Source organism: Janthinobacterium sp. B9-8 (assembly GCF_000969645.2).
Lineage (GTDB): Bacteria > Pseudomonadota > Gammaproteobacteria > Burkholderiales > Chitinibacteraceae > Iodobacter.
The window spans coordinates 4191954-4216117 of the sequence record NZ_CP014222.1 but is presented as its reverse complement, the minus strand read 5'-3'; the positions used below and the strand labels follow the sequence as shown (position 1 = coordinate 4216117).

Sequence of the window (24164 nt, the reverse complement as noted above, 5' to 3'; positions counted from 1 at the left end):
TACAGCCACAATGACAGCAAAAACTTGTCAAATATAGTTAACGAACTAAGCTTAAAGCTATGTTGGATGGGCATCAAATTAGCCAATTACCATAAGGCATCCGGCCCTGCTGCAAGCATTGAATCTCCGTAGAGCGGGTTTCACCCTCCCTACAAAAAATGCACTGCGTGCTTTTGGCTTTAGTGATGCATATGGGGGGAATAATTGGTGCCCATCCAGCAAGCCACACACACCGAGGCCTATCATGACTCAGCCTGTTATCGGGATACCCTGCTGCCGCTGGTGGTTAAAAGACAGCCATTTTTTTCACCTTGCGGGTGAGAAATATATCCATGCTGCGTTGGCGGCAGGTGGTATTCCGCTCCTGATTCCTGCCCTTGGCGACGCCAGCCAGATTGCGCAAATATTGACGACTCTTGATGGCCTGCTGCTGACCGGCAGCCAATCTAATATCGAGCCGCAGCACTACCACGGCAAGCTGTTAGAAGGTGATTTTAACGACCCACAAAGAGATGCCACCACCCTGCCGTTGATCCGTGCGGCGGTGGCTTTAGACATTCCCGTATTTGGAATTTGCCGGGGCGCACAAGAAATGAATGTGGCCTTTGGTGGCACGCTGGAGCAAGCCGTCCACCAGCAAACAGGCATGCTTGATCACCGCGAAAAAGACGGCAGCACTGATGAGATGTACGAGGAAGCACACGATATTCAGCTGATTGCAGGCGGCTTACTTGAGCAGCTCTACGGCCAGAGCACAGCCAGAGTGAACTCACTCCACCATCAAGGCGTGGCAAAGCTCGCCGACAAGCTGCAAGCCGAAGCCCTCGCCCCCGATGGCCTGATCGAAGCCTTCAGCGTAAAAAACGCCGCATTCGCACTCGCAGTGCAATGGCACCCAGAGTGGAAATTCCAAAACAACCCACTATCGCTCGCCCTACTCGCAGGCTTCGGCACCGCCTGCAAAAAACGCCACCTAGCAAGGATGCTTAGCAACTGATGTTCCGCAACCCAAATCTTGAACCACGGAGGGCACAGAGAACACGGAGTTTCACGGAGAAAAACGATTTAATTTTGTATACGCAAACGATGAATCGCCCCCGCTCAGCTTTAATAAAACCAGCTAGCTTTTACATTAGCAAACAATGAAAAAATGTAATCGCCACGATCTCAGCAGGGGGCTTAAAAGTCCCCTTGAAGCACGCCGAAGCAAGGAATAATCGGCTCGGGGTTTCGGCAAAGGGGTAGCGGGCTTGCTCCCGAGCAGCCTTTGTCGCCGAGCCGATTATCCGCAGTGAGGGGCCTTCGTGCTGGCCGGGGCGGCCTCTTTGCGTACTATGATTTCTGGCCGTTCAGAAATCAAATACTTCGCGGGGATGCCGCACCTAAATCAACGTGCCGAAGGCACTAAAAATATTACTTTAATGCGGCGGCTTGCACCCGGCCTACGGTTTTTCATTGATGCAACAAAACCCCAACACAACAAAGCCATCACCATGCCTAAACCCACACACCTAACGTTTCAAAGCTTCCAGCCAGCCAGCACCACCATGTGGGCGTTTGGGCTGGCGAAAGTGCGCGTGCAATACGCCAGAAATACCGCACAACCACTGCTCGTAAACATGATCGGCAAGCTGATGCAGCACGGCTACTTTTTCATCCAGATGATGCAGAATCTGCGCCTCGCTTTGCACCGAGCTTTGCCCCTGCCACTGTTGCAACACCTGCCTATCCTCGGCACACCACTGGCGAATACTTTGCGCGGTGACTTCCAAATGCGATTGCAAACCCAGATGCGGCCCCAGCGCAAAGCCCTTATTCATGCAGTAATAGCCAAACAGGGTGCGCTTAGCGCCGCGTGGCACTTCAAAAGTATCGAAGTGCCAGTGGAACATATCCAGCTCCCGCTTCTCGCCCATCCATTGGCGCGACTCATCAAACTTGGTCACCAGCACTTTGCCCCAGCCGATCTGCGGCACGACATTACGACGTACCTGGCCCCCCAGGCTTTTGGATAACAGCTGCCCGCCAAAGCAATGGCCAAGAATGGGGCGCTCCAACCTTAATGCATCTTTAAGCAAAGCCTCCTCTCTTTTAATCCAGGCCAAGCCATCATTAACACCCGCATTCGAGCCCAAAACCACCACGCCGCTAAATTCGGCAGCACAACGAGGAGGTGTATCCCCCGCATCAATGGCAAAAACACGGTAGGGAATGGCGTGTTTCTCTAAAAAGGCTTGTAAATAACCCGGCCCTTGAATGGCTTCATGACGACAGATTGCGATGGGTTTCACGACTGATTTCCAAAGGAGTAATCGACACCTAAAGCCTAAGTAATTAAAAGAAAAGAAACTGTAAAAACACACCTAGCCCGTATCAATTTTCTATAAAAATGCCCACTTCAAAACGGAGTCAACCATGAGCGTAATCAGCGACTGGCTGCGAGAACGTCGAATCACTGAAGTTGAATGCGTTACGCCCGATTTCACTGGCATTGCCCGCGGCAAAATCGTGCCCAAAGAAAAATTCAGCGAAGATGAAGGCATGCGCCTGCCCGTTACCGTACTGGTGCAAACCGTGACCGGTGAATACGCCGAACACATCACCCCCATCACCGATCCCGATATGCTGTTGATTCCAGACCCCAACACCATACGCATCATTCCATGGGCCAAAGACCCCGTTGCGCAAGTGATTCACGATTGCTTTCATTTTGACGGCACGCCGGTTGAGCTGTCCCCTCGCTATGTGCTACGCCGCGTGCTGAAGCTCTATGAAGACCGGGGCTGGAAACCGGTCGTTGCGCCTGAAATGGAGTTTTATCTGGTTGATATCAACCGTGATCCGGATCTGCCCTTACAACCGCCCGTGGGGCGCACCGGCCGCCCGGAAACCGGCCGCAAAGCCTATTCCGTCGATGCAGTAAATGAATATGACGACCTGTTCGAAGACGTTTACGACTATTGCGATGCACAAGGTCTGCAGATAGATACGCTGATCCACGAAATTGGTGCCTGCCAGATGGAAATCAATTTTTTGCACGGCGATGCACTGGAGCTGGCCGATCAGGTGTTTCTGTTTAAACGCACGGTGCGGGAAGCGGCCATCCGCCACAATATGTACGCCACCTTTATGGCCAAGCCAATGGAAAACGAGCCAGGCTCGGCCATGCATATTCATATGAGCGTAGTGGATGAAGTCAGTGGCCAGAATGTGTTTTCGAATGTGGACGGCACGCCCAGCGAGGTGTTTTATCAATCGGTAGCGGGCATGCAAAAATACTTCCCACAAGTGATCGCGCTCTTCGCCCCCTTTGTAAACAGCTACCGCCGCCTGACCCGCTACTACGCCGCGCCGATCAATGTGCAATGGGGGTTTGATAACCGCACCTGCGGCATACGCGTGCCCCACTCCGACCCAGTGGCCCGCCGCATAGAAAACCGCCTGCCCGGCGTGGATTGCAACCCCTATCTGGCCCTCGCCGCCACACTAGCCTGCGCCTATTTAGGCATTGAAGAACAACTCAAACCCAGCGAGCCCCTCACAGGCGACGCCTACACGCTCCCCTTCGCCTTCCCCAGAGGCCTCGACGCTGCAACGCAAATCCTCAGCGACTGCAAACCCATAGCCGCCGTGTTGGGCGAGCCATTTATCAAAGCCTATTGCGCCGTAAAAGAAGCCGAATACGTCGAATACGCAAGAGTCATCAGCCCATGGGAAAGAAAACATTTGCTGCTGCATGTTTGATGCGGCAAAACCCAAACCTTGAACCACGGAGGGCACAGAGAACACGGAGTTTCACGGAGGAAAGCATTTAGAAATGTGCTGAGGTTAGAGTTTGAGTTGTACCAAGCTAAGCAAAATGAATTTATATAACAACGCTCAGCACGGGGCTTAAATCTCCCCTTGAAACACGCCGAGCGAGGAACAAGCGGGGCGGAGTAGTCGTCAATTCGTGTTTGAGCGAAGCGAGTTGAATTGACGCCGCCTCGATTGTCCGCAGCGAGGGGCCTTCGTGTTCCGTGGGGCGGCCTTCTTTGCTTCCTTTCTTGGCCGTTCAAGAAAGGGAGTCTCCCGCGGGGATGCCGCGCCAAAATACAACGTACCGAAGGCACTTAATAAAAATACAGTTTTTGACTTGAATTGCTTATAAACGGCGGGTTTCACCCGCCCTACAATGCACTCATATGGGCACAATCCCACCCAGCAACAAGGAGACACTCGATGAATCCGAATCCCATCAGCCAAGGCCACTCCAGCCCTAGCCGCAGCACCGCCGAATACCAAGCGCTGGATGCCGCCCACCATATCCACCCCTTCTCGGATACCGCCGCGCTCAATGCCCACGGCTCACGGGTGATTACCCGGGGCGAGGGGGTTTATTTATATGATTCGGAAGGGAATAAAATTTTTGACGCCATGAGCGGGCTTTGGTGCGTGAATATTGGCTATGGCAGGCAGGAGCTGGCCGAAGCGGCTTACCAGCAAATGCTGCAACTCCCCTTTTACAATACCTTTTTTAAAACCACCCACCCGCCGGTAATCGAGCTATCCAGCCTCTTGGCGCAAGTTGCCCCCGAAGGCTTTAATCACGCTTTTTATACCAATTCTGGCTCAGAAGGGAACGACACCATTATTCGCATGGTTCGTCATTACTGGGCCACGCTCGGCCAGCCGCAAAAGAAAACCATCATCGGCCGCGAAAACGGCTATCACGGCTCGACCATAGGTGGGGCAAGCCTCGGCGGCATGCACTATATGCACGAGCAAGGCGATTTACCCATCCCTGGCATTGCCCATATCGAGCAGCCCTACTGGTATGCCAATGGCGGCGAGCTTAGCCCCAAGGAATACGGCCTAAAAGCCGCCCGCGCGCTGGAGCAAAAAATTTTGGAACTGGGCGTTGAAAACGTCGCGGCCTTTATTGGCGAACCGGTGCAAGGCGCGGGTGGGATTATTATTCCCCCTTCCACCTACTGGCCGGAAATCCAGCGCATTTGTGATCATTACGGCATCTTACTTATCGCCGACGAAGTGATTTGCGGCTTTGGCCGCACCGGCTCATGGTTTGGCAGCCAGCACTACGGCATACGCCCACATTTGATGACCATCGCCAAAGGCTTAAGCTCGGGCTATATCCCGATTGGCGGTGTGTTAGTCCACGACACCGTAGCCAAAGTGCTAATTGAAGGCGGCGATTTTAACCACGGTTTTACTTACTCTGGCCACCCCGTCGCCTGTGCCGTTGCCGCCACCAATATCCGCATCCTGCAAAAAGAACGCATTATCGAGCGCATGAATGAAGACGTCGCCCCCTACGCCGCCCAGCTCTGGCACGACGCTTTCGACAATCACCCGCTGGTAGACGATGTGCGCAGCCTGGGCTTTTTCTTTGCCCTTACCCTTGTGGAAGACAAAGCCAGCCGCAAGCGTTTCGAGCACGGCAGCAGCATGGCCCTGCGCTGCCGAGATATCTGCCTGAAAAACCAGCTAGTCATGCGCGCCACCGGCGACAGCATGATCGCCGCCCCACCGCTGGTCATGACCCGCGCACAGTGCGACGAATTTGTCAGGCTGGCAAAGCAATGCGTCGATGAATATGCGAGGGAGCTGGGAATGACCAAAGGTCTGTAGACATAGAGATGTATTCCCCCCTTTGAAAAGGGGGGGCCAAGGGGGATTTCGCTTTGCATCTTTTGATAAAAAGGCGAAAGCTAATTCAAAAGCAAATCCCCCTCAATCCCCCTTTTACAAAGGGGGAAGCTAAAGTTTTTGCCCCTTTGTAACCCTCTTGCTCAGCAGGTGAATACATGGACTGGAATGATCGCCGCCTTGCCGCTACGCCACGTGGCGTAGGCATTAGCACGCAGGTTTTTATTGCCAAGGCTAAGAATGCCGAGGTTTGGGATATCGATGGGCGGCGCTATATCGACTTTGCCGCAGGCATTGCCGTACTAAACACCGGCCATTTGCACCCTAAGATCAAGGCGGCGGTGAGTGCCCAGCTCGATGCTTTTTCGCATAGCTGCTATCAGGTCATGCCTTACACCAGCTATGTGGCGCTGGCGGAAAAGCTCAACCAGCTCGCCCCCATCAGCGGCCCATGCAAAAGCTTTTTCCTAACCACAGGCGCAGAAGCTGTTGAAAACGCCGTCAAAATTGCCCGCGTGGCCACGGGGCGGGCTGGGGTGATTGCTTTTTCTGGCGGATTTCACGGCCGCACACTCATGGGCATGGCGCTAACCGGCAAGGTTGCCCCTTATAAAATCGGCTTTGGTCCCTTCCCCGCCGATGTTTACCACGCGCCTTTTCCATCTGGGGATATCAGCAGCAGCGCGGCACTCGCCAGCTTAAAAGCGCTATTTAAAAGCAGCGTAGATCCAAAGCGCATCGCCGCCATGATCATCGAGCCAGTCCAAGGCGAAGGCGGCTTTTACCCTGTGCCCCACGATTTTATGCGCGGCTTGCGGCAAATTTGCGATGAGCACGGCATTTTGCTGATCGCAGACGAAATTCAAACCGGCTTTGCCCGCACCGGCAAACTATTTGCCATGGAGCATTTCAACGTTGAGGCCGATTTAATCACCATCGCCAAATCACTGGCTGGCGGCTTTCCGCTATCTGGTGTGATTGGCAGAGCCGCACTCATGGATGCCGCAGCCCCCGGCGGCCTTGGTGGTACTTACGGCGGCAGCCCAATCGGCATTGCCGCTGCGCTGGCGGTACTAGAAATCATAGAAGAAGAACAGCTCTGCACCCGTGCCAATATCATCGGCAGCAAAATTAAAGCATGCCTAGAAGGATTAAAAACCAGCACCCCGCAAATCCACGACATCCGCGGCCTTGGGGCAATGGTGGCGGTGGAATTCACCGAAAACAGCCAACCATCACCCGAGTTCACAGCAAAAGTAAAAACACAAGCCCAAGCATTAGGCTTGATTCTACTGAGCTGCGGGATGTACGGTAATGTGATCCGCTTCCTCTGCCCGCTTACCATAGAAGACAAGATACTGGATGAAGCCTTGGGGATGTTGGATCAAGCCGTAAAGGCATCTTAGGGAGAGTATGTTTAGCTCACGCGCTATATGCCAACGCCACGCGCAGGCACAAAACATGCCCACCCTTCATAGATAAAAGGAATCCCCATGTTACAACTCAAAAACCCTGCCCTCTTTAAGCAAGCCTGCTATATCAACGGCCAATGGCAAGAAGCTGCGGAAAAAATCGCGGTGAACAACCCTGCTACTGGGGAGGTCATCGGGCATATTCCTAAAATGGGCCGCAGCGAAACAGCTCAAGCCATTGCCGCAGCCAAGCTCGCCATGCCCGCTTGGCAAAAGAAAACCGCTCAGGAGCGCAGTGTTATTTTGCGCCGCTGGTTTGAGTTGATGCTGGAGAATCAAGAAGACCTCGCGCAAATTTTAAGCGCCGAACAAGGCAAGCCACTGGCCGAGGCTCGCGGTGAAGTGGTCTATGGGGCACGCTTTATTGAATGGTTTGCAGAAGAAGCCAAGCGTATTTACGGCGATGTGATTGCTGCTCCGCAGGCCGACAAACGTCTGGTGGTGATCAAGCAAGCCATTGGCGTGGTCGCAGCCATTACGCCGTGGAATTTCCCCAACGCCATGATCACCCGTAAAGCGGGGCCAGCTCTCGCCGCAGGCTGCGCCATTGTGCTGAAACCTGCCACCCAAACGCCTTTTTCTGCACTGGCTTTGGCAGTATTAGCCACTGAGGCAGGCATTCCCAACGGTGTATTTAATGTGATTACTGGCTCCGCCAGCGAAATTGGTGGCGAGCTAACGCGTAGCCCCGATGTGGCCAAGCTGAGCTTTACCGGCTCTACCGACATCGGCAAATTGCTGATGCGGCAATGCGCCGATACGATTAAAAAAGTATCGCTAGAGCTGGGCGGTAATGCGCCGTTTGTGGTGTTTGATGATGCCGATCTAGATGCCGCTGTTGAAGGTGCCATGGTCTCTAAATTTCGCAACGCCGGGCAAACCTGCATCTGCGCCAACCGCATCTATGTGCAAGACAGCGTTTACGACGCCTTTGCCGCCAAATTCGCCCTCGCCGTTGCCAAGCTCAAAGTGGGTGTTGGCACAGAGGAAGGCGTGACCCAAGGCCCGCTGATCGATGACAAAGCGGTGCAAAAGGTCGAAGAACATATCAAGGACGCACTGGAGCAAGGCGCAACACTGGCTCACGGCGGCAAGCGCCATGCGCTGGGGCATAGCTTCTTTGAGCCAACCGTCTTGCTTAATGTCACCGCCAAAATGAAAGTCGCTCGTGAAGAAACCTTTGGCCCGCTCGCGCCACTCTTTCGATTTAGCAGCGAAGAAGAGCTCATCCAACTGGCCAACGATACCGAATTCGGCCTTGCCAGCTACTTCTACAGCCGCGATGTCGGCCGCATCTGGCGTGTGGCCGAAGCATTGGAATACGGCATGGTTGGTATCAACACCGGCACGATCTCTAGCGAGCTCGCCCCTTTTGGCGGAGTAAAACAATCGGGCCTGGGCCGGGAAGGATCCAAATACGGTATCGATGATTATATTTCGATCAAATGCCTGTGCATGGGAGGGATTGATCGCTAATTAGGCTTTCTGATGCGAAATGTTTTTCTTAGGGCGGGAGCTTACCCGCGAGCGATGCTAAAAAATACGCGGGTAAGCTCCCGCCCTACGAAGATTCAATATTTGTACGCACAGCAAACCAACAGTTATAGGGTGTACAACGACGAAGTCGTTGCGCACCAAAAGGCGGTACGCAAGAAAAACAACTTGCACACCCTGTAAAAACCCAGCTTTGCCCTGTTAAGTTGATTGGATTGCGTCCCCCATTCTGTGCATCATTTCCCTTATAAAACGTAATTTATTCACTTCGAATACCCAGCCCTATCTGTGACAATCAAAGCCATTGTCACCCAAATAAAAGTGGATCGAATGAATTGGATTGAAATTCTGCAAGCTCAGGCAATCAGCTATGCACCTAAATTATTTTCTGCGCTGATTACTCTTTTTATCGGCTGGAAGCTAATTGGTATTGCCACGCAATTGCTCGATAAAATGCTAACTCGCAGTAATGTTGAATCCACTTTGCGCCACTTTCTGGGCAGCCTTGCCAATGTGGCATTAAAAGCGCTGCTACTGATTAGTGCTGCTTCAATGATTGGCATTGAAACCACTTCATTTATTGCTATTTTAGGTGCGGCCAGTTTGGCAATTGGCTTGGCGCTACAAGGTAGCTTGGGCAACTTTGCAGGTGGCGTGCTGATTTTAATGTTTAAGCCATTTAAAGCGGGCGACTATATCGAGGCACAAGGTCAGGCAGGTACGGTAGAAGGTATTCAGATTTTTACTACCCGTTTACGTACTGGCGATAATAAATTAATTGTGGTGCCTAATGGCCCATTAGCCAATGGCAACCTCACCAATTACTCCGCCCTACCCACCCGCCGTGTCGATTTTGTATTTGGTATTGGCTATGACGATAATATCGATCACGCACGTAAAGTAATTTTATCCGTATTGAATGCTGATAAACGCATTCACCAAGACCCCGCACCGCTGGTGGTGATTTCATCCTTGGCTGAAAGCTCGGTTAACTTTACAGTGCGCGTTTGGGCCAATAGCGAACATTACTGGCCTATCTTTTTTGATACCACCGAAAACATCAAAAAAGCATTTGATGCGGCAAAGATTTCCATTCCCTTCCCGCAACGCACTGTGCACCATTTCCAACACAATGAAACGAGCAAGCCTTTATCAAAAGCCCAGCTTGAGCATGTAGATTAAATAGATATAATCTTCAGGGTCTGATTCTCTCACCCTGAAGGTTTCTCCATGCCCCATCTGAATATTGAATACAGCAAAAATTTAAGCGGGTTTAATCCCCGCCTTGCCCTGCAACAATTAAATAATGCCCTGATTGAATCAGGGCACTTTGTTGAAGGGGATATCCAAAGCCGTGCAATCGGCTTCGATGATTTTTTGATTGGCAATGTCGATGAGGGCCGCGCCTTTATTCATATCAAGCTACGCCTGCTCAGTGGCCGCTCGGCTGAAGTTAAAAAATCACTCTCAGACGCACTTATTCAAGCCCTAAAGATAGATAACCCTCAGCAATTAAACATCAGCATTCGAGCCGAAATCATCGACATCGACCGCGGATCTTATGGCTCAAAGAATGTAGCTAGCTGAGCATTGTGGGGCAGGTAAAACCCAATCCTATCAATTTAAGGGGCTTAAGGGGAATTCGTAGGTTGGGTTAGCAGGCTTTATCGCGTAACCCCAACCTACAAAAGCCTCATTTCCCGTTGATTTTGCTTAAGCGAATAGAATTAAGGTGAAGCTCAAGCTACAAATTCTCACCAACAAACTCACCCTCGCCTTAAGGTAATCCGCGTAATTTCCGATGGGGCAAATAGGCGTTTGGGTGGGCCCCAATAGCCTGTGCCTCGGCTGGTATACACCCACACATTGCCCAATAGATTTAAGCCTGCTGTAAAAGGCTGCTGAAAGCGCACAAAGAAGTTCCAGGGGAAAAACTGCCCGCCATGGGTGTGGCCGGATAATTGCAAATGCAGGCCCAAATCCTGCGCCTTAAATGCACTACGCGGCTGATGCGCCAGGAGTAATTTAAACGGCGAATCGGGCGATCCTGCCAAGGCAGCCTGCGCATCACTTTGATGATCGGGATAAAAATGCCCCGCGCCGTAATCAGTCACTCCGGCCACCACCAGTTGATGCCCACCGTGAGAGAACAAAACATGCTCGTTCAGCAGCACTTGCAAGCCAAGGCGGCGCAACTCGGCAATCCACGATAACGCGCCAGAATAATATTCGTGATTACCCGTTACAAAAAACGTGCCGTGTGTGGATTTTAAGCGGGCCAAGGGTGCGGTATGCGCGGACAAATCGGCCACATTGCCATCAACCAAATCCCCCGTTACCGCCACCAAATCTGCGCCAAGGCCATTTACTTTATCCACAATCGCATCTAGGTAAGGCCGCTTAATCGTTGGCCCCACATGAATATCGCTGATTTGCGCAATGGTAAAGCCTACTAATTCAGCGGGTAAATTGGCTACCGATACGGCCACATCTACAATCGCCGCGCTACGCCTTGCATTAATCAGCCCCACCAAAGTAAATAGCGCCGCCCCCGCAAGCACACCCAAAGCGCTCTGAAGCTGCCAGCTGCTATATGCCGCATCGCTTAATAAATAGGCTAAAGGCAGCAAAGACACATCACGCAGCAGGCAAAGCACAAACAAGGAAGAAAACAGCCCCATCACCGTTAAACCCAGCCAGGCAAGGCGATCGGCCCAAGGCGGCTGGCTGATAAATCTGGCGGCTAAACCCAAGGGTAGCAGCAGACTAGACAGCAGCAAGCCTAGCCAGCCCAGCAACAAGCCCGCTCCTTGCAAACCCAAAGCAGGAAACAAACGTATTCCCAGATAACCATGCGCCAGCAAGATAATGCTAAACATCACAAGCAGCGTTGAACGGGGCGGCGTGGTGTGTTTCAAATGAGTTTGTCCTTAGCCAGCGCATCCCGCATATTGCGGCCAAGCGGGCTAGGCTGATTGCGTTTTTTGGCCAGCTCGATCTGTTTTTGCCGCTCACGCGCGCCATTTCTGGTTTTTTCGCTGAGCGAATTCCAGCAGTGCGGGCAGCTAATACCGGCCACGTAATGTGGTGATTGGCGCTCTTCAACCGACACCGGTTGGCGGCAGGCGTGACAAAGATCAAAATCGCCTTCGCTTAAATCGTGGCGAACGGTGACGCGGTTATCAAACACAAAACAGTCGCCATTCCACTTGGTTTCTTCCTGCTTTACTGTTTCCAGGTATTTAAGAATGCCGCCTTTAAGGTGGAAGACTTCTTCAAAGCCTTCCCCAAGCATATAGCTGGATGCTTTTTCGCAGCGAATCCCGCCGGTGCAAAACATGGCGACTTTCTTGTGCTTGGCAGGGTCGAAATGCTGCTTAATATAATCTGGGAATTCGCGAAAGCTCGCCGTTTTAGGATCAATTGCGCCTTCAAACGTGCCAATCGCCACTTCATAATCATTACGCGTATCGATCAGCAGCACTTCAGGGTCGCTAATCAGCGCGTTCCAATCCTCTGGCTCTACATAGGTGCCAACGGCTAGGTTCGGGTCCACACCCGGCACGCCCAGCGTGACGATTTCTTTCTTTAATTTAACCTTGCTGCGGTAAAACGGCTGCTCATCGCAATACGATTCTTTGTGATCCACATCGATAAAACGCGCATCGCTTTTTAGCCACGCCAATAAGCCATCAATCCCAGCGCGGGAGCCTGCTACCGTGCCATTAATCCCTTCCTGAGCCAGCAGCAAGGTGCCTTTTACTTCGTTATCCAGCATGGATTGCAATAGCGGCTCTTTGAGCGCTTCAAAATCGGCCAGCGTTACAAACTTATACAGGGCCGCCACAACAATGGCTTGCGAACCACTTTCTGCCACACCTGTGGCTTGCAAATTAATATGCGTCATATTTTTATATCTCCAGGTGGTCATCCGCGTAAAGGATGGACCAGGTAAAAAAAACCGCTCAAAACAGCGAGGGCGAAGTTTACCTGAAGCAAAAATGAATAACAGCCCGCCAGTCAGCCGCGCCTTTTTTATATGGGGCTTATGATTACAAATACCAATCTGGCCTTGCATTAAGCCCCGTCTAAGGGCTAATTTTAATCTGGGAGCCTTACCCCACAATCACCACTTTTTAATCATAAACCGATAGTAGTGCGCTCCAAGCAGGGGTTTTAAAAATGGCAATACCCACAATGAAGAAAATTTTTATTACCAGAGCCTTATTATTCCTCGTATTTATCGCTATTTTGTATTCCATTCTTTATTACAACAAAGTCAGTGCAGATCAGCTTTATCTAGCCCAAAGGCAACAACACGCCTCACTATGGCTTATTGCCCAGCTTCACAAAAACCCAGCTCAGCCCAACGCTATTTTTAGCCAAGCACAAGCGCAAGAAATTTATAAAGAAATACGCCAGGACAATACCGAATTTAATGCTCAAAGCTTTATTCAAGCAGCAGGGTTTAATCAATCAGAGCAATCCATATTTCAGGATATTATAAAAGAGCCCAATCAAGCCAATAGCAGCAGCAATCAAAAAACACCTGCCCTGATTAACAATCTATCTGCCTCCCTAGAAAAAAGGCATGCTGAAAATATAAAAAACAACCATCAGCAACAACAAGATCTGTTCATTATTATTTCTGTATCTACCCTTATGCTTAGCTGCATTTGCGTGTTACTTATTTCTCAAACCTATATGGGGATTATTCATAGAATTGGCTGTGGCCCCGGCGAAGCACGGCGTTTGATATTAGAAGTAGTAGCAGGCAATTTGCGCGGGGAGTTTTCTGCCAATCATAAAAACAGCCTGCTCTATGCCCTGCACAATATGATAGAAAAACTACACGAAGTATTAGCCGAAATATCAGAAACATCGCATTTGCTGGCAAAAACATCGCATTTAATTAATGCATCAGCCAAAGATCTAACTTATAACGCCATGGAGCAAGCCACCAGCATTGAAGAAACCAGCGCCTATTTAGAGCAGCTTACCGCCACCGTGGCGCAAAACAATGAAAACACCCGCATTACCGAAGATATCTCCGTGCATTCATCCATGAATGCCATTGCAGGCGGCGAAGCAGTTAAAAAAACCGTATTGGCGATGCGCGAAATTGCAAAAAAAATCAGCATTATTGACGATATCGCCTACCAAACCAATCTATTAGCCCTGAACGCCGCCATCGAAGCCGCCCGCGCAGGCGAACAAGGCAAAGGCTTTGCCGTAGTCGCTGCCGAAGTCAGAAAGCTAGCCGAGCGCAGCCAAACCGCCGCGCAAGAAATCAGCGTTTTAGCCAGCAATAGCGTAGAGCAGGCCGAACACGCTGGCGCATTACTCAATGAAATTGTGCCATCAATCAGAAAAACCGCCGACCTAGTCCAGGAAATAGCCGCCGCATCGCACGAGCAATTTATTGGCATCGAACAAATAAACTTATCCGCCACCAAATTAAATAACGTCACCCAGGCCACAGCAATAGCCGCCGAAGATTTATCCAATACATCAGATGAATTATCCATGCACGCGCAAAAGCTGGAAGACGTGATTGGATTTTTTAAAATGAAATCTTAAACCGCACAGGGTGCCATTTTAACTGCCGCCCTATCCATCAGCGGCACCGCCAAAATAGCCAGCGCAGCGCAGGCAAACCACACGCTATGCCCACCCAAACGGCTGTATATCTGGCTGCCAAATACCGGTGAAATCAGCATACTGACACTCCAGCACACCCCGTAAAGCCCAAAATAATGGCCGCTTTTACGCCCCTCGGCACGCTGCATCACCAGCACGCTCATTGTGGGCATAAACAAGATTTCACCTATGGTCCAAATCGCGGTAGAAAGGCAAACATAGGCAAAGCCCCACTCCACCCCAAAAGGCAGCATGCCCAGCCCAATCGCCAGCAAGATAGCGCCAAGCGCAAGCTGGCCGCGCTCGCCCCAGTGCTCTGTGGCGCGGGTTAATGGAATCTGCAATGCCACCACCAGCAGGCCATTGATCGTAAATTGCCAGCCTAAAGCCCCGGCACCCAGCTGATAAAAATCCAGCAGATAGTTGCCCAGCATGCTGTTAACCGTTTCGTAAGCCAGCCCCAGCATCACCCCCACCAGCAAAAAAACCATAAAGGGCCCATCCGAATAAGGTGAGACCAGCCCCTGCTCTGGCCCGGCTGGCGCACTGCCAGCCAGCGGCACCGCACTCCAGCGCCGTAAAGCCCAGCGCAGCCAGCAAGCCGCAGCAAAAGACATGCTTGCACTCACCACAAACACCCAGCGGTAATCCCAATGCGCCAATACACCGCCCAACACACCTGCAATCGCCACAGCCAAATTCACCGCCACCCGATTCAAAGCCTGCGCCCGTGGCCGCTCTGCCAAGCTGCAGTTTTCCATAATCAGGCGCTGGTTAAGAGGCCGCGCCCCCCCATCGCACACCCCCGATAAAAACAACAACAGTGCCAACAGCCAAGCCGACTCAAGTAATGTAAGGCTAAGCAAGAGCACTCCACTGGCAAACATCAGCCGCACAGCCAGTTTGCCTGTTGGCATATGATCGCTCAGCACACCAATGGCGTAAGACCCCAGCAATAAACCCGCCCCGCTGCATGCCAGCAACCAGCCGATGGTATCAATCGAAAACCCCAGCACCTCGCGCAGATACAAAGCCATAAACAGCTTCACCATCACGCCAAGGCGATTAACAAACAACGCCCCTGCCAAGCCCCAAGCCATTTGTGGCAAATCAGATAAGCGATTTTTAAACGAATTCAATGAAGCAAGCAGCATACGGCAGGCCCTCTAGGGTAGACCTACATACTACGTGCATGCTTACGACATATAAATATACAATTCAGACAATACAAAGGAATACAGTGCCATCTTTAAGATTAAAGCCCGCACCGCCTTCCACCAAAAATCGCAGAGAACACCATGCCGCAAAATATCTTTCACCAAAGCAGCCCCCCAGCCACGGGCGAGCGTTTCGAGCCTTTGCACACCCAGCCCGGCCTGCTGATAGAGCGCATCATCAGCTCCCCCCGCATCGCCCACACCGAATACATCCAGCCCCAAGATGAATGGGTACTGCTGCTACAAGGCGAAGCTGCGTTAGATGTAGCGGGCAAAACCGTAACACTGCAAAGCGGCGACTACCTGTTCATCCCAGCCCAAACCCCACACACCGTGCTGGAAGTCAGCGACGGCGCAATCTGGCTGGCAGTGCATATTGGGGGAGGGGTGTAGCGTCCAGTCACAAGCAAAGAAATAGCCGCAGCGAGCGTTGAGGTTTAAGTATTCCTGCAGTGGCAACACAAGAAAGAAGCGACAAATACCGCACTCGCAGCATAGGGCTTAAGAATCCCCTTGAAGCACGCCGAAGCGAGGAATAAGCGGATCGGTGTTTCGGAAAAGGGGTAGCGGGCTTGCTCCCGAGCAGCCTTTTTCGCCGAGCCGGTTATCCGCAGTGAGGGGCCTTCGTGCTTCGCGGGGCGGCCTTCTTTGCTTACTTTCTTGGCCGTTCAAGAAAGTGAGTCCCCAGCGGGGGATACCCGCACCAAAATCAACGTGCCAAAGGCACTTAAATGCCTTTAAGCCTTGCCCAAAAAAAAACCGACTTAAAACGCTGGACACTATTTTATATAGCAAATGACAGCAAGACGAAAATAACGGTGAGGTCGAGGGTAACGTGATCGCAATCATTATTTACTTGGAGGGAATTCTGGATAGCAAACTATTCACGACAAAAAGATCAGCTAAAAAGAGATGGTTTTTCATATGGAGTTAATTGCCGCCGAGCTTTGTATTCTTGTGAAAAATACAAGACCTACCCTATTATTGCATTACCAACAACATAAAAGTTCCTCTCTATTCAACAAAAAAACCAGCTATGTATAGCTGGTTTTTTTGACTATCTCAACAACAATACTACTCTTCAAAAAATTCAAATACATTTGCTCAATCGTAAAAAACCACAATTACTATCTTAGATAATCACATTATTCTAGCAAGCCGTTTAACAACTTCAGGCACAAAACTACTCTTCGCAGGCTGCTCTGTTAACCCCAGAAGGTGATAAATTTGCCCACCAATACCAGGCTTTACCTCGCCATCTGCGTCTTTAGTACTATCCTTTGCAAAATAAATAAACTTAAACAGACTAGATATATGCTCAGGAAATTCGTCTTGTAGGTTTTGTTCTGACTTAGAATGCATAACAGGAGAAACTATATAAATATGCTTAACATTTATCAATTTCTCAATCAAAGCCAATATATTAGTCCGAACAACACAACTACCGGAGATAACAGACTTAACAATAACTAAAGAGTCAGCTTTTTCATAACCTGGTTGTAAGAATTTATGGACAATCGGTGCAACGCTTCCACCTGGAATTGAATAGTGATTATTCCAAAACACGGCAGTTAACGTATTTTTATGCTTTATCTGTAGTGTTTCTAACACACCATGAGCCAAGAAATCTGCATCTTCAGCAGTTGAAGCAACTAAACAAGTAGATTCCTCAGAGACTTCCCGCTCCAAAACGTCACCAAGTTGGCGTCCAAGAACGACCATTGCTCCTCGATATGCCTCAGGAGCACTTGCGGCGTCAAGCAAAGCATTCAGAGCTTTCTTCGCTACTTGATCGGCGTAACGGCTATAAGTTCGAGTATCAATACTCATTGCGAACCTCTATCATTTATATCTCAGTACCTATTAGCGCTTCGGCAGCATTTTTTCTCATCAAGAAGTCTAAAAACTCCATGGGAGTAGTAAGTGTGCCGATCTCGTCAGAATCAGGTGTAGCAACATTGCAAGCCAAGCCTACTTCAAGGCCATTATAGCTAACAATAAAACTCGCGGATTCTACACGCACAGTGACATTCTTAAAAGTATAGCACTTCTCAAGAAGCCAACTAGGTACCTCTGTACGTTCAATCACCGAGTCTACAAAGATATTGGGCTTACCCAAAGATTTTGCACTCCCTAAAATGTCGTCGACCTTCCTTGGTCTATCCGTATCCGTTCCCCAAATAGCCAATACCAGCTTAAATGCAGAATCAAGCAAAGATAAATCACTGGAGCCACATAACGCTTCAAGATTACTACGCAAGGGTTGAAAATCACACAATAACCTTGTAGTACTTGTATCCTGATAAGGAAAGTACTCAGAGTAGCAGTTCTCTTTTAAATCACTAGGAATTTTAGATTGATTATCCCTTGCTTTAATGGAACAAGAAACCAATAAAACCTGATTACTTATATTTACCTCATGGAATTCAGTATCAATTTCAAGCTGCCTGCGGAAACGCTCCTCCATCTCAGCATCCCAATTAGCAGGAGCCCCTGATGAATTTTTTGCTTGGTAATTTGTTTTAGCCCTAGTCGATATTTGGCGAATACAAAGATCATCTACAAATGCGATATCTTGACTTGAAATAGAAAAATCATGCAATTCGTTGGATGAATTGGCAGCAAGTTCAAATATTTTAGCGGCTGCGTAAAAAGCTTCATATGTAGTGCCTTTTTGGTTGCTATCCCCTCCCCGTCGAATTTGAGCCAAATGAACCGCTGCGGCAGATCCATACTTTTTCTCAACAAATTCTGTCACATTCATACTTCGCCTCTAACAGTAGATGCTAGCAATTATTCCAACAATTACAAAAATAAGTTTATAAACTACATCAAACAAGCTTATTCATATTTTTGTTAATTATTTAAAAAAGCCAGTTTTTATAAACTGGCTTTCTTAAAAAGATGCACAAAACAACAATCAATTTCTAATTATTTATCAAAACCCATTGCCCATCAAATCAAATATCCACATTCCGCGCAATCAGCGCGTTCTGTTCGATAAATTGACGACGTGGTTCTACCTGATCACCCATTAGGGTGGTGAATACGGCATCCGCGCCTAGTGCGTCTTCTACGTTTACTTTGAGCAGGCGGCGCACAGTCACGTCCATGGTAGTTTCCCAGAGCTGTTCTGGATTCATTTCGCCCAGACCTTTATAGCGCTGGATGGCGATATTGCGGCGGATTAGGCCGAGCAGCCATTCGATAGCGTCTTTAAAGTTAGTTACAGACTGGATTTGCTCGCCGCGTTTTACTTTAGCACCGTCACCCAGCAGGCCATTTAGCATATCGGCGGTTTTGCGCATTTGTGCGTAATCGCCAGATAGCAGGAAGGCTTCGTCCAGATGCTGGATGGTCGATACGCCGTGCTGACGACGGGATACCTTGATCACATAGCTTTCTTCGGAGCGATTAAAGCTAAAGGTGTAACGCGGGCTATTTGGCGAGGCTACTTTTTCTAAGGCGGCGGTTAGCAGATCAACGCTTTGCTGTGCTTCTGCTTCTGTGCTCAAGGCCAATGCTGGCAAGCCAATCATGGCTTGTAGTACGGCGGCATCGATAAAGCGGCTATGCCTGTCGATAACGGCTTCAGAGGCGAAGTATTGGCGGGCCAGTTTTTCCAGTGCGTCGCCAGCAATGGCTTCCGCGTCTGCGCTTGGTAAAAGCGATGCGCCGTTTAAGGCTTGGCGCAACAGGTATTGCTTCAGCTCTGCTTCGTCTTTGAGGTAAGTCTCGCTCTTGCCGTGCTTGATTTTGAATAGTGGCGGCTGGGCGATATAGATATAGCCGCGCTCAACCAATTCTGGCAATTGGCGGTAAAAGAATGTCAGCAGCAGGGTACGGATGTGCGAGCCGTCCACGTCCGCATCGGTCATGATAATGATGCGGTGGTAGCGCAGTTTGTCGATATTAAAATCGTCTTTACCAATCCCGCAGCCTAGCGCGGTAATCAGCGTGCCCACTTCCTGGCTAGAGATCATTTTATCGAAACGTGCGCGTTCCACGTTCAGGATTTTACCTTTCAAAGGCAGAATCGCTTGAAACTTGCGATCGCGGCCTTGCTTGGCAGATCCACCCGCAGAATCACCCTCGACGAGGTAAATTTCAGATTTTGCTGGGTCTTTTTCCTGGCAATCGGCCAGCTTACCCGGCAGGCCAAGGCCATCTAACACACCTTTACGACGGGTTAGCTCGCGGGCACGGCGGGCTGCATCGCGGGCTCGCGCTGCATCTACAATCTTGCCGCAAATGATTTTGGCGTCATTTGGGTTTTCTAAGAGGAAATCGGCAAGGGCTTGGCTGATGACTTCGCTGACCACCGGGCCAATTTCGCTGGAAACCAGCTTGTCTTTGGTCTGGCTGCTGAATTTTGGATCAGGCATTTTCACTGATAACACGCAGGTCAGGCCTTCGCGCATATCGTCGCCAGAGGTTTCTACCTTGGCTTTTTTAGCGTGATCGTTTTGCTCAATATATTGATTAAGCGTACGGGTCATCACTTGGCGCAGCGCAGTCATATGGCTGCCGCCGTCCCTTTGGGGAATATTATTGGTGAAGCACTGAACCGATTCCTGGTAAGAATCATTCCATTGCATCGCTACTTCTACAATCATGCCGTCTTTTTCGCCAACAGCATGGAAGATATGCGGGTGCAATACTGATTTATTGCGGTTCATATATTGCACAAAGCCGCTTACGCCGCCTTCATAGGCAAAGTTTTCTTCCTTGCCATGGCTGCGGTCGATCAGCTGGATTTTTACGCCGTTATTTAAGAAAGACAGCTCGCGAATACGCTTAGCCAGAATTTCAAAATGGTATTCAATCAGACCAAAAGTCTCGATCGAAGCCATAAAGTGCACTTCGGTACCACGGCGCTCGGTGTCGCCAATCACAGCCAGCGGAGAAACCGCTTCGCCCTGACGGAACTCCATGCTGTGCGCTTTGCCATTACGGCGAATCGTCAGCTTTAGCCAATCAGATAAGGCATTCACCACCGATACACCCACACCATGCAAGCCGCCAGAAACCTTGTAGCTGTTCTGGTCAAACTTACCGCCGGCGTGTAGCTCGGTCATGACGATTTCGGCGGCAGAGCGCTTGAATTCGTCGTCTTCTTTAATATCAGTAGGGATACCACGGCCGTTATCTTCGACGCTGATCGAATTATCGGCATGAATGATCACTTTAATCGTATCGCAATGCCCGGCTAATGATTCATCAATAGCGTTATCCAGCACTTCGAACACCATATGATGCAGGCCGCTACCGTCCTGTGTATCACCGATATACATGCCCGGACGTTTCCGAACGGCTTCAAGACCTTTCAGAATTTTAATGCTATCGGCGCCATATTCTTGTTGCTCAGACATTGCTTATTCCTTAAATCAACAAACAAACCAAACCATTATTTCGGTCCGGCTAAATTTTTATAACGATGTAAACGGTGCTCATATTTGCTAAAAGCAAGGCCGATCAAAATCATAAAAACAGTGCGAATCTTCCATCGCTTGGGCTAGAACCTGTCATCTTACAAATGCAAAAGGCCGGGGCAACCCCGACCTTAGCTGCAAATACCTAGACTAAATGCGCATTGGCATGACGATGTATTTGAAATGCTCGTTATCTGGAATAGTAACCAGTACCGAGGAAGTCACATCGCCAAACGAGAAGTGTAGCGTTTCAACCGATGTATTGGTCAATACGTCCAGCAAATACTGGATGTTAAAGCCGATATCCAGCGGCGCGCCGCTGTAATCCACTTCTACTTCTTCCTGCGCTTCTTCCTGCTCATTGTTATTACACATAATTTTGAGCAGGCCGTCGGTGAGCACTAAGCGCACGCCACGGAATTTTTCATTCGATAAAATCGCAGCACGCTGCATCGAGGCCAGTAACATCTGGCGCTCAATCAGCAAGCCTTTATCATTGTTTTGCGGAATCACACGGTTGTAATCGGGGAATTTACCGTCGACTACTTTGCTGTGGATCACGATATTGCCAAAGGCAAAACGTACTTGATTGCTCGCGATATCAATGGTGACTTCGTCATCCGAATCTGCCAGCAATTTATACAATTCTAAAATTGTTTTACGCGGCAAAATCACTTCATTCTTAGCGAAATCGCCCAGAATCTCTGCCGAAGCAAAAGCCAAACGGTGGCCATCGGTGGCAACCAGTTTTAGCAAATTGCCTTCAGTCACCATAAACAAGCCGTTCAAATAATAACGGATGTCCTGATGAGCCATCGTAAATTGCGTACGGCCCAGCAAGGCTTTTAACTGGCCTTGTGGCATGCGTACTGTAGCGCGCAGATTGGTATCTACCGCCAGTTGCGGGAAATCAGCTGCAGGCAGCGTTTGCAGATTAAAGCGGCTTTTGCCTGCCTTAATCGTCAGACGGCCGTCGGCTTCTTCCATGCTCACCACGGTTTTATCCGCAATAGCACGCAAGATATCAGATAGCTTTTTAGCGGCGACTGTAATGGCGAAATCGTCGCCAGAAAAGCCTTCGGCCTGACGGCTACTGATCTGAATTTCAAGATCGGTGCCGGTAAAGGACAGGGCGTCGCCATCCTTCTTGATCAACACGTTCGAGAGAATGGGCAGGGTATGCCTGCGCTCAACAATACCGGTGACCGTAGCCAGCGGCTTCAAGAGCGCATCGCGTTCGGCTTGCAAGAGTTGCATGGCGCCTCGTTCCAAAAAATGGGTTTAACCGCAGGATTCTAACCGATTTACAGCATGTGTAGGGAATGAATGGTATTTAGCCAAATCAAATAAGCTAAGCAGCACCCAAACTTACAAACCAGCCATGTTTTATACAGGTGCATACACAGGCACTGACATTCAACGTAGCTGGCAATGCAGATTTGCTGGCAGCGGGCTTCTCCCACCCAACAACAAACCCACACCAAAAATTAACTACGCAGCATCTGCAGCAACACGCCGTATTGATGAGCGATTTCGCTATCGCTACCACGCATTTCTTCGATGGTGCGGCAAGCATGCAAGACCGTGGTGTGATCGCGTCCGCCAAAAGCTTCGCCAATGGCCGGTAAAGACATTTGAGTAAGCTCTTTAGTCAGCGCCATGGCAATCTGCCTTGGTCTGGCAATATCACGAGTGCGCTTTTTAGAATGCATATCTGCAATCTTGATTTTATAAAAATCTGCGACAGTTTTCTGAATATTTTCTACCGATACCTGACGGCTACCAGACGCTAAAATATCTTTCAGCGCTTCTTTAGCTGCATCCAGTGTAATCGGCTGATTGGTAAAGCGAGAATAAGCCAATACCCGCTTCAATGCGCCTTCCAGCTCCCGCACATTTGAGCGGATATGTTTGGCAACAAAAAACGCTACGTTGGCATCGAGCTTAAAGTTTTCGCGCTCGGCTTTTTTCATCAGAATCGCCACGCGCATTTCTAGCTCAGGCGGCTCGATCGCCACCGTTAAGCCCCAAGAAAAGCGCGATGTTAAGCGCTCTTGCAGGCCGTCGATTTCTTTTGGATAGCGATCGGAGGTGATAATAATTTGCTTGTGCGCTTCAACAAGGGCATTAAAAGCGTAGAAGAATTCTTCCTGCGTTTTGTCTTTGCCCACAAAGAACTGAATATCATCAATCAGCAGCAAATCAAGAGAGTGGTAGTAACGTTTAAACTCATCAAACGCCTTGTGCTGGTAAGCACGCACCACATCCTGCACGTATTTTTCGGCATGAATATAGCGAATCTTGGCGCCCGGATTACGCTGGTGCACATAATTACCAATCGATTGAATCAAGTGAGTTTTACCCAAGCCCACGCCGCCATAAACGAATAGCGGGTTGTAGCTTACGCCAGGGTTTTCTGCCACTTGAATCGCCGCCGCACGCGCCAATTGATTGGCCTTACCGGTGACCAGCGTTTCAAAAGTAAAATTAGGGTTTAAGCGTGTGGTTTCGTGATTGGCGGCCGAAGCGCTGATCACCGCCTTGGCAGGCGTAGGCTTGCCTTCTGCAACGCTGCTGCTGGCCTGAGGCGCAGCAGCGGGCCTTTGCATTGTGCCTACACGCAAAGCAATAACAGGCGCATCGCCCGTTGCAAAGGTGGCAGCAGCTTCTTCAATCATTCCAAGATAACGATCACGGATAAATTGTAAGAAAATCTGATTAGGTACGATCAGGTTTAAGCCCTCATCGGTCATCTCAACCGTAAGGGGTTTAATCCAGATACGAAACTGGTCCGCGCCCAAACGACGCTCCAACTCAGCAAGGCAGTGGGGCCAGCAATTTTCCAGCACAGACATAGGGGTATCCTGTCCGTTGTGATTCACAAATACGTAAATATACCTCTGATAGTACGGAGGCCCACAACGAAAGCGGTGATGTTTTCAAGGAGAATAAGCAGCCAAATGCGAAAGCACTAACGGGCAGCAAAGGGCGATTGTACCGCTTCACTCCTGACTTATCCACAGCCCGATTATGTTGCGGATCAATAAAAGGTATTGACAAGACTGCTGAGTAGCTATGTAATCAACGGTTTACTTCGGTTTTGTTTGGCAGGGATCCAATATTATGAAACGTACATTTCAACCTTCAGTTATCAAACGCAAACGCACTCACGGTTTTCGTGCCCGCATGAAAACAGTTGGCGGCGTAAGAGTTATTAACGCTCGCCGCGCAAAGGGCCGCAAGGTTTTGACCGCTTAATT

Annotated in this window: 19 protein-coding genes; 10 read left to right on the top strand and 9 right to left on the bottom strand. The window is 49.8% G+C overall.

Going from position 1 to position 24164, the window contains the following annotated elements; translation table 11 throughout:
• Positions 1–244 precede the first annotated feature (244 nt).
• Entirely contained in the window at positions 245–997 is a 753-nt protein-coding gene (locus VN23_RS19045; protein WP_046351784.1) for a gamma-glutamyl-gamma-aminobutyrate hydrolase family protein, read from the top strand.
• Between the two features lie 514 nt (positions 998–1511).
• On the opposite strand, the gene VN23_RS19040 is transcribed toward VN23_RS19045, so the two are convergent.
• Positions 1512–2291 carry a type 1 glutamine amidotransferase gene (locus VN23_RS19040; RefSeq protein ID WP_052746573.1) on the bottom strand — a complete coding sequence of 260 codons (780 nt, stop codon included), beginning with the start codon at positions 2289–2291 and terminating at the stop codon, positions 1512–1514.
• Positions 2292–2415: 124 nt separating this feature from the next.
• On the opposite strand from VN23_RS19040, the gene VN23_RS19035 reads away from it, so the two are divergent.
• The 6 genes from VN23_RS19035 (at position 2416) to VN23_RS19005 (ending at position 10202) form a co-directional block, all read left to right on the top strand.
• Complete coding sequence (locus tag VN23_RS19035) at positions 2416–3744, top strand: glutamine synthetase family protein (protein ID WP_046351785.1); 1329 nt, start codon at positions 2416–2418, stop codon at positions 3742–3744.
• A gap of 477 nt (positions 3745–4221) precedes the next feature.
• Entirely contained in the window at positions 4222–5631 is a 1410-nt protein-coding gene (locus VN23_RS19030) for an aspartate aminotransferase family protein (protein WP_046351786.1), read from the top strand.
• Between the two features lie 176 nt (positions 5632–5807).
• Complete coding sequence (gene gabT, locus VN23_RS19025) at positions 5808–7055, top strand: 4-aminobutyrate--2-oxoglutarate transaminase (protein ID WP_046351787.1); 1248 nt, start codon at positions 5808–5810, stop codon at positions 7053–7055.
• 87 nt (positions 7056–7142) lie between these two features.
• Complete coding sequence (locus tag VN23_RS19020; protein ID WP_046351788.1) at positions 7143–8597, top strand: NAD-dependent succinate-semialdehyde dehydrogenase; 1455 nt, start codon at positions 7143–7145, stop codon at positions 8595–8597.
• A 348-nt stretch (positions 8598–8945) separates the two neighbouring features.
• Positions 8946–9797, top strand: a complete 852-nt coding sequence (locus VN23_RS19010) for a mechanosensitive ion channel family protein (protein ID WP_046351790.1) — start codon at positions 8946–8948, stop codon at positions 9795–9797.
• 48 nt (positions 9798–9845) lie between these two features.
• Positions 9846–10202 carry a 5-carboxymethyl-2-hydroxymuconate Delta-isomerase gene (locus VN23_RS19005; protein ID WP_046351791.1) on the top strand — a complete coding sequence of 119 codons (357 nt, stop codon included), beginning with the start codon at positions 9846–9848 and terminating at the stop codon, positions 10200–10202.
• Between the two features lie 179 nt (positions 10203–10381).
• On the opposite strand, the gene VN23_RS19000 is transcribed toward VN23_RS19005, so the two are convergent.
• Positions 10382–11494, bottom strand: coding sequence for a metallophosphoesterase (locus VN23_RS19000; protein WP_046351836.1), 1113 nt, complete (start codon positions 11492–11494; stop codon positions 10382–10384).
• 35 nt (positions 11495–11529) lie between these two features.
• Positions 11530–12522, bottom strand: a complete 993-nt coding sequence (trhO, locus tag VN23_RS18995; protein WP_046351837.1) for an oxygen-dependent tRNA uridine(34) hydroxylase TrhO — start codon at positions 12520–12522, stop codon at positions 11530–11532.
• A gap of 275 nt (positions 12523–12797) precedes the next feature.
• Here trhO and VN23_RS18990 point away from each other — a divergent pair, with 275 nt between their 5' ends.
• Positions 12798–14195: a methyl-accepting chemotaxis protein gene (locus tag VN23_RS18990; protein ID WP_082752851.1), complete on the top strand. Its 1398-nt coding sequence runs from the start codon at positions 12798–12800 to the stop codon at positions 14193–14195.
• Here VN23_RS18990 and VN23_RS18985 read toward each other — a convergent pair.
• Entirely contained in the window at positions 14192–15409 is a 1218-nt protein-coding gene (locus VN23_RS18985) for an MFS transporter (protein ID WP_046351792.1), read from the bottom strand. The genes VN23_RS18990 and VN23_RS18985 overlap by 4 nt on opposite strands.
• Positions 15410–15553: 144 nt before the next feature.
• On the opposite strand from VN23_RS18985, the gene VN23_RS18980 reads away from it, so the two are divergent.
• Complete coding sequence (locus VN23_RS18980) at positions 15554–15865, top strand: cupin domain-containing protein (protein WP_046351793.1); 312 nt, start codon at positions 15554–15556, stop codon at positions 15863–15865.
• 747 nt (positions 15866–16612) lie between these two features.
• On the opposite strand, the gene VN23_RS18975 is transcribed toward VN23_RS18980, so the two are convergent.
• The 5 genes from VN23_RS18975 to dnaA form a co-directional block, all read right to left on the bottom strand.
• Positions 16613–17302 (bottom strand): hypothetical protein, encoded by a 690-nt coding sequence (locus VN23_RS18975; protein ID WP_046351794.1) that lies wholly within the window; start codon positions 17300–17302, stop codon positions 16613–16615.
• Between the two features lie 16 nt (positions 17303–17318).
• Entirely contained in the window at positions 17319–18236 is a 918-nt protein-coding gene (locus VN23_RS18970) for a hypothetical protein (protein ID WP_046351795.1), read from the bottom strand.
• Between the two features lie 196 nt (positions 18237–18432).
• Positions 18433–20844, bottom strand: a complete 2412-nt coding sequence (gene gyrB / locus VN23_RS18965) for a DNA topoisomerase (ATP-hydrolyzing) subunit B (RefSeq protein WP_046351796.1) — start codon at positions 20842–20844, stop codon at positions 18433–18435.
• A 210-nt stretch (positions 20845–21054) separates the two neighbouring features.
• Positions 21055–22161, bottom strand: a complete 1107-nt coding sequence (dnaN, locus tag VN23_RS18960; RefSeq protein WP_046351797.1) for a DNA polymerase III subunit beta — start codon at positions 22159–22161, stop codon at positions 21055–21057.
• Positions 22162–22391: 230 nt separating this feature from the next.
• Positions 22392–23750, bottom strand: coding sequence for a chromosomal replication initiator protein DnaA (gene dnaA, locus VN23_RS18955; RefSeq protein ID WP_197433132.1), 1359 nt, complete (start codon positions 23748–23750; stop codon positions 22392–22394).
• Between the two features lie 277 nt (positions 23751–24027).
• Between dnaA and rpmH the strand changes: the two genes are divergently transcribed.
• Complete coding sequence (gene rpmH, locus VN23_RS21615; protein ID WP_082752850.1) at positions 24028–24162, top strand: 50S ribosomal protein L34; 135 nt, start codon at positions 24028–24030, stop codon at positions 24160–24162.
• Positions 24163–24164 lie beyond the last annotated feature (2 nt).

Excerpts from the sequence above, each read along its gene's own strand:
- VN23_RS19045 (WP_046351784.1), top strand. The coding sequence starts at position 245 with ATGACTCAGCCTGTTATCGGGATACCCTGCTGCCGCTGGTGGTTAAAA.
- VN23_RS19035 (WP_046351785.1), top strand. The coding sequence starts at position 2,416 with ATGAGCGTAATCAGCGACTGGCTGCGAGAACGTCGAATCACTGAAGTT.
- VN23_RS19030 (WP_046351786.1), top strand. The coding sequence starts at position 4,222 with ATGAATCCGAATCCCATCAGCCAAGGCCACTCCAGCCCTAGCCGCAGC.
- gabT (WP_046351787.1), top strand. The coding sequence starts at position 5,808 with ATGGACTGGAATGATCGCCGCCTTGCCGCTACGCCACGTGGCGTAGGC.
- VN23_RS19020 (WP_046351788.1), top strand. The coding sequence starts at position 7,143 with ATGTTACAACTCAAAAACCCTGCCCTCTTTAAGCAAGCCTGCTATATC.
- VN23_RS19010 (WP_046351790.1), top strand. The coding sequence starts at position 8,946 with ATGAATTGGATTGAAATTCTGCAAGCTCAGGCAATCAGCTATGCACCT.
- VN23_RS19005 (WP_046351791.1), top strand. The coding sequence starts at position 9,846 with ATGCCCCATCTGAATATTGAATACAGCAAAAATTTAAGCGGGTTTAAT.
- VN23_RS19000 (WP_046351836.1), bottom strand. The coding sequence starts at position 11,494 with ATGTTTAGCATTATCTTGCTGGCGCATGGTTATCTGGGAATACGTTTG.
- trhO (WP_046351837.1), bottom strand. The coding sequence starts at position 12,522 with ATGACGCATATTAATTTGCAAGCCACAGGTGTGGCAGAAAGTGGTTCG.
- VN23_RS18990 (WP_082752851.1), top strand. The coding sequence starts at position 12,798 with ATGGCAATACCCACAATGAAGAAAATTTTTATTACCAGAGCCTTATTA.
- VN23_RS18985 (WP_046351792.1), bottom strand. The coding sequence starts at position 15,409 with ATGCTGCTTGCTTCATTGAATTCGTTTAAAAATCGCTTATCTGATTTG.
- VN23_RS18980 (WP_046351793.1), top strand. The coding sequence starts at position 15,554 with ATGCCGCAAAATATCTTTCACCAAAGCAGCCCCCCAGCCACGGGCGAG.
- VN23_RS18975 (WP_046351794.1), bottom strand. The coding sequence starts at position 17,302 with ATGAGTATTGATACTCGAACTTATAGCCGTTACGCCGATCAAGTAGCG.
- VN23_RS18970 (WP_046351795.1), bottom strand. The coding sequence starts at position 18,236 with ATGAATGTGACAGAATTTGTTGAGAAAAAGTATGGATCTGCCGCAGCG.
- gyrB (WP_046351796.1), bottom strand. The coding sequence starts at position 20,844 with ATGTCTGAGCAACAAGAATATGGCGCCGATAGCATTAAAATTCTGAAA.
- dnaN (WP_046351797.1), bottom strand. The coding sequence starts at position 22,161 with ATGCAACTCTTGCAAGCCGAACGCGATGCGCTCTTGAAGCCGCTGGCT.
- rpmH (WP_082752850.1), top strand. The coding sequence starts at position 24,028 with ATGAAACGTACATTTCAACCTTCAGTTATCAAACGCAAACGCACTCAC.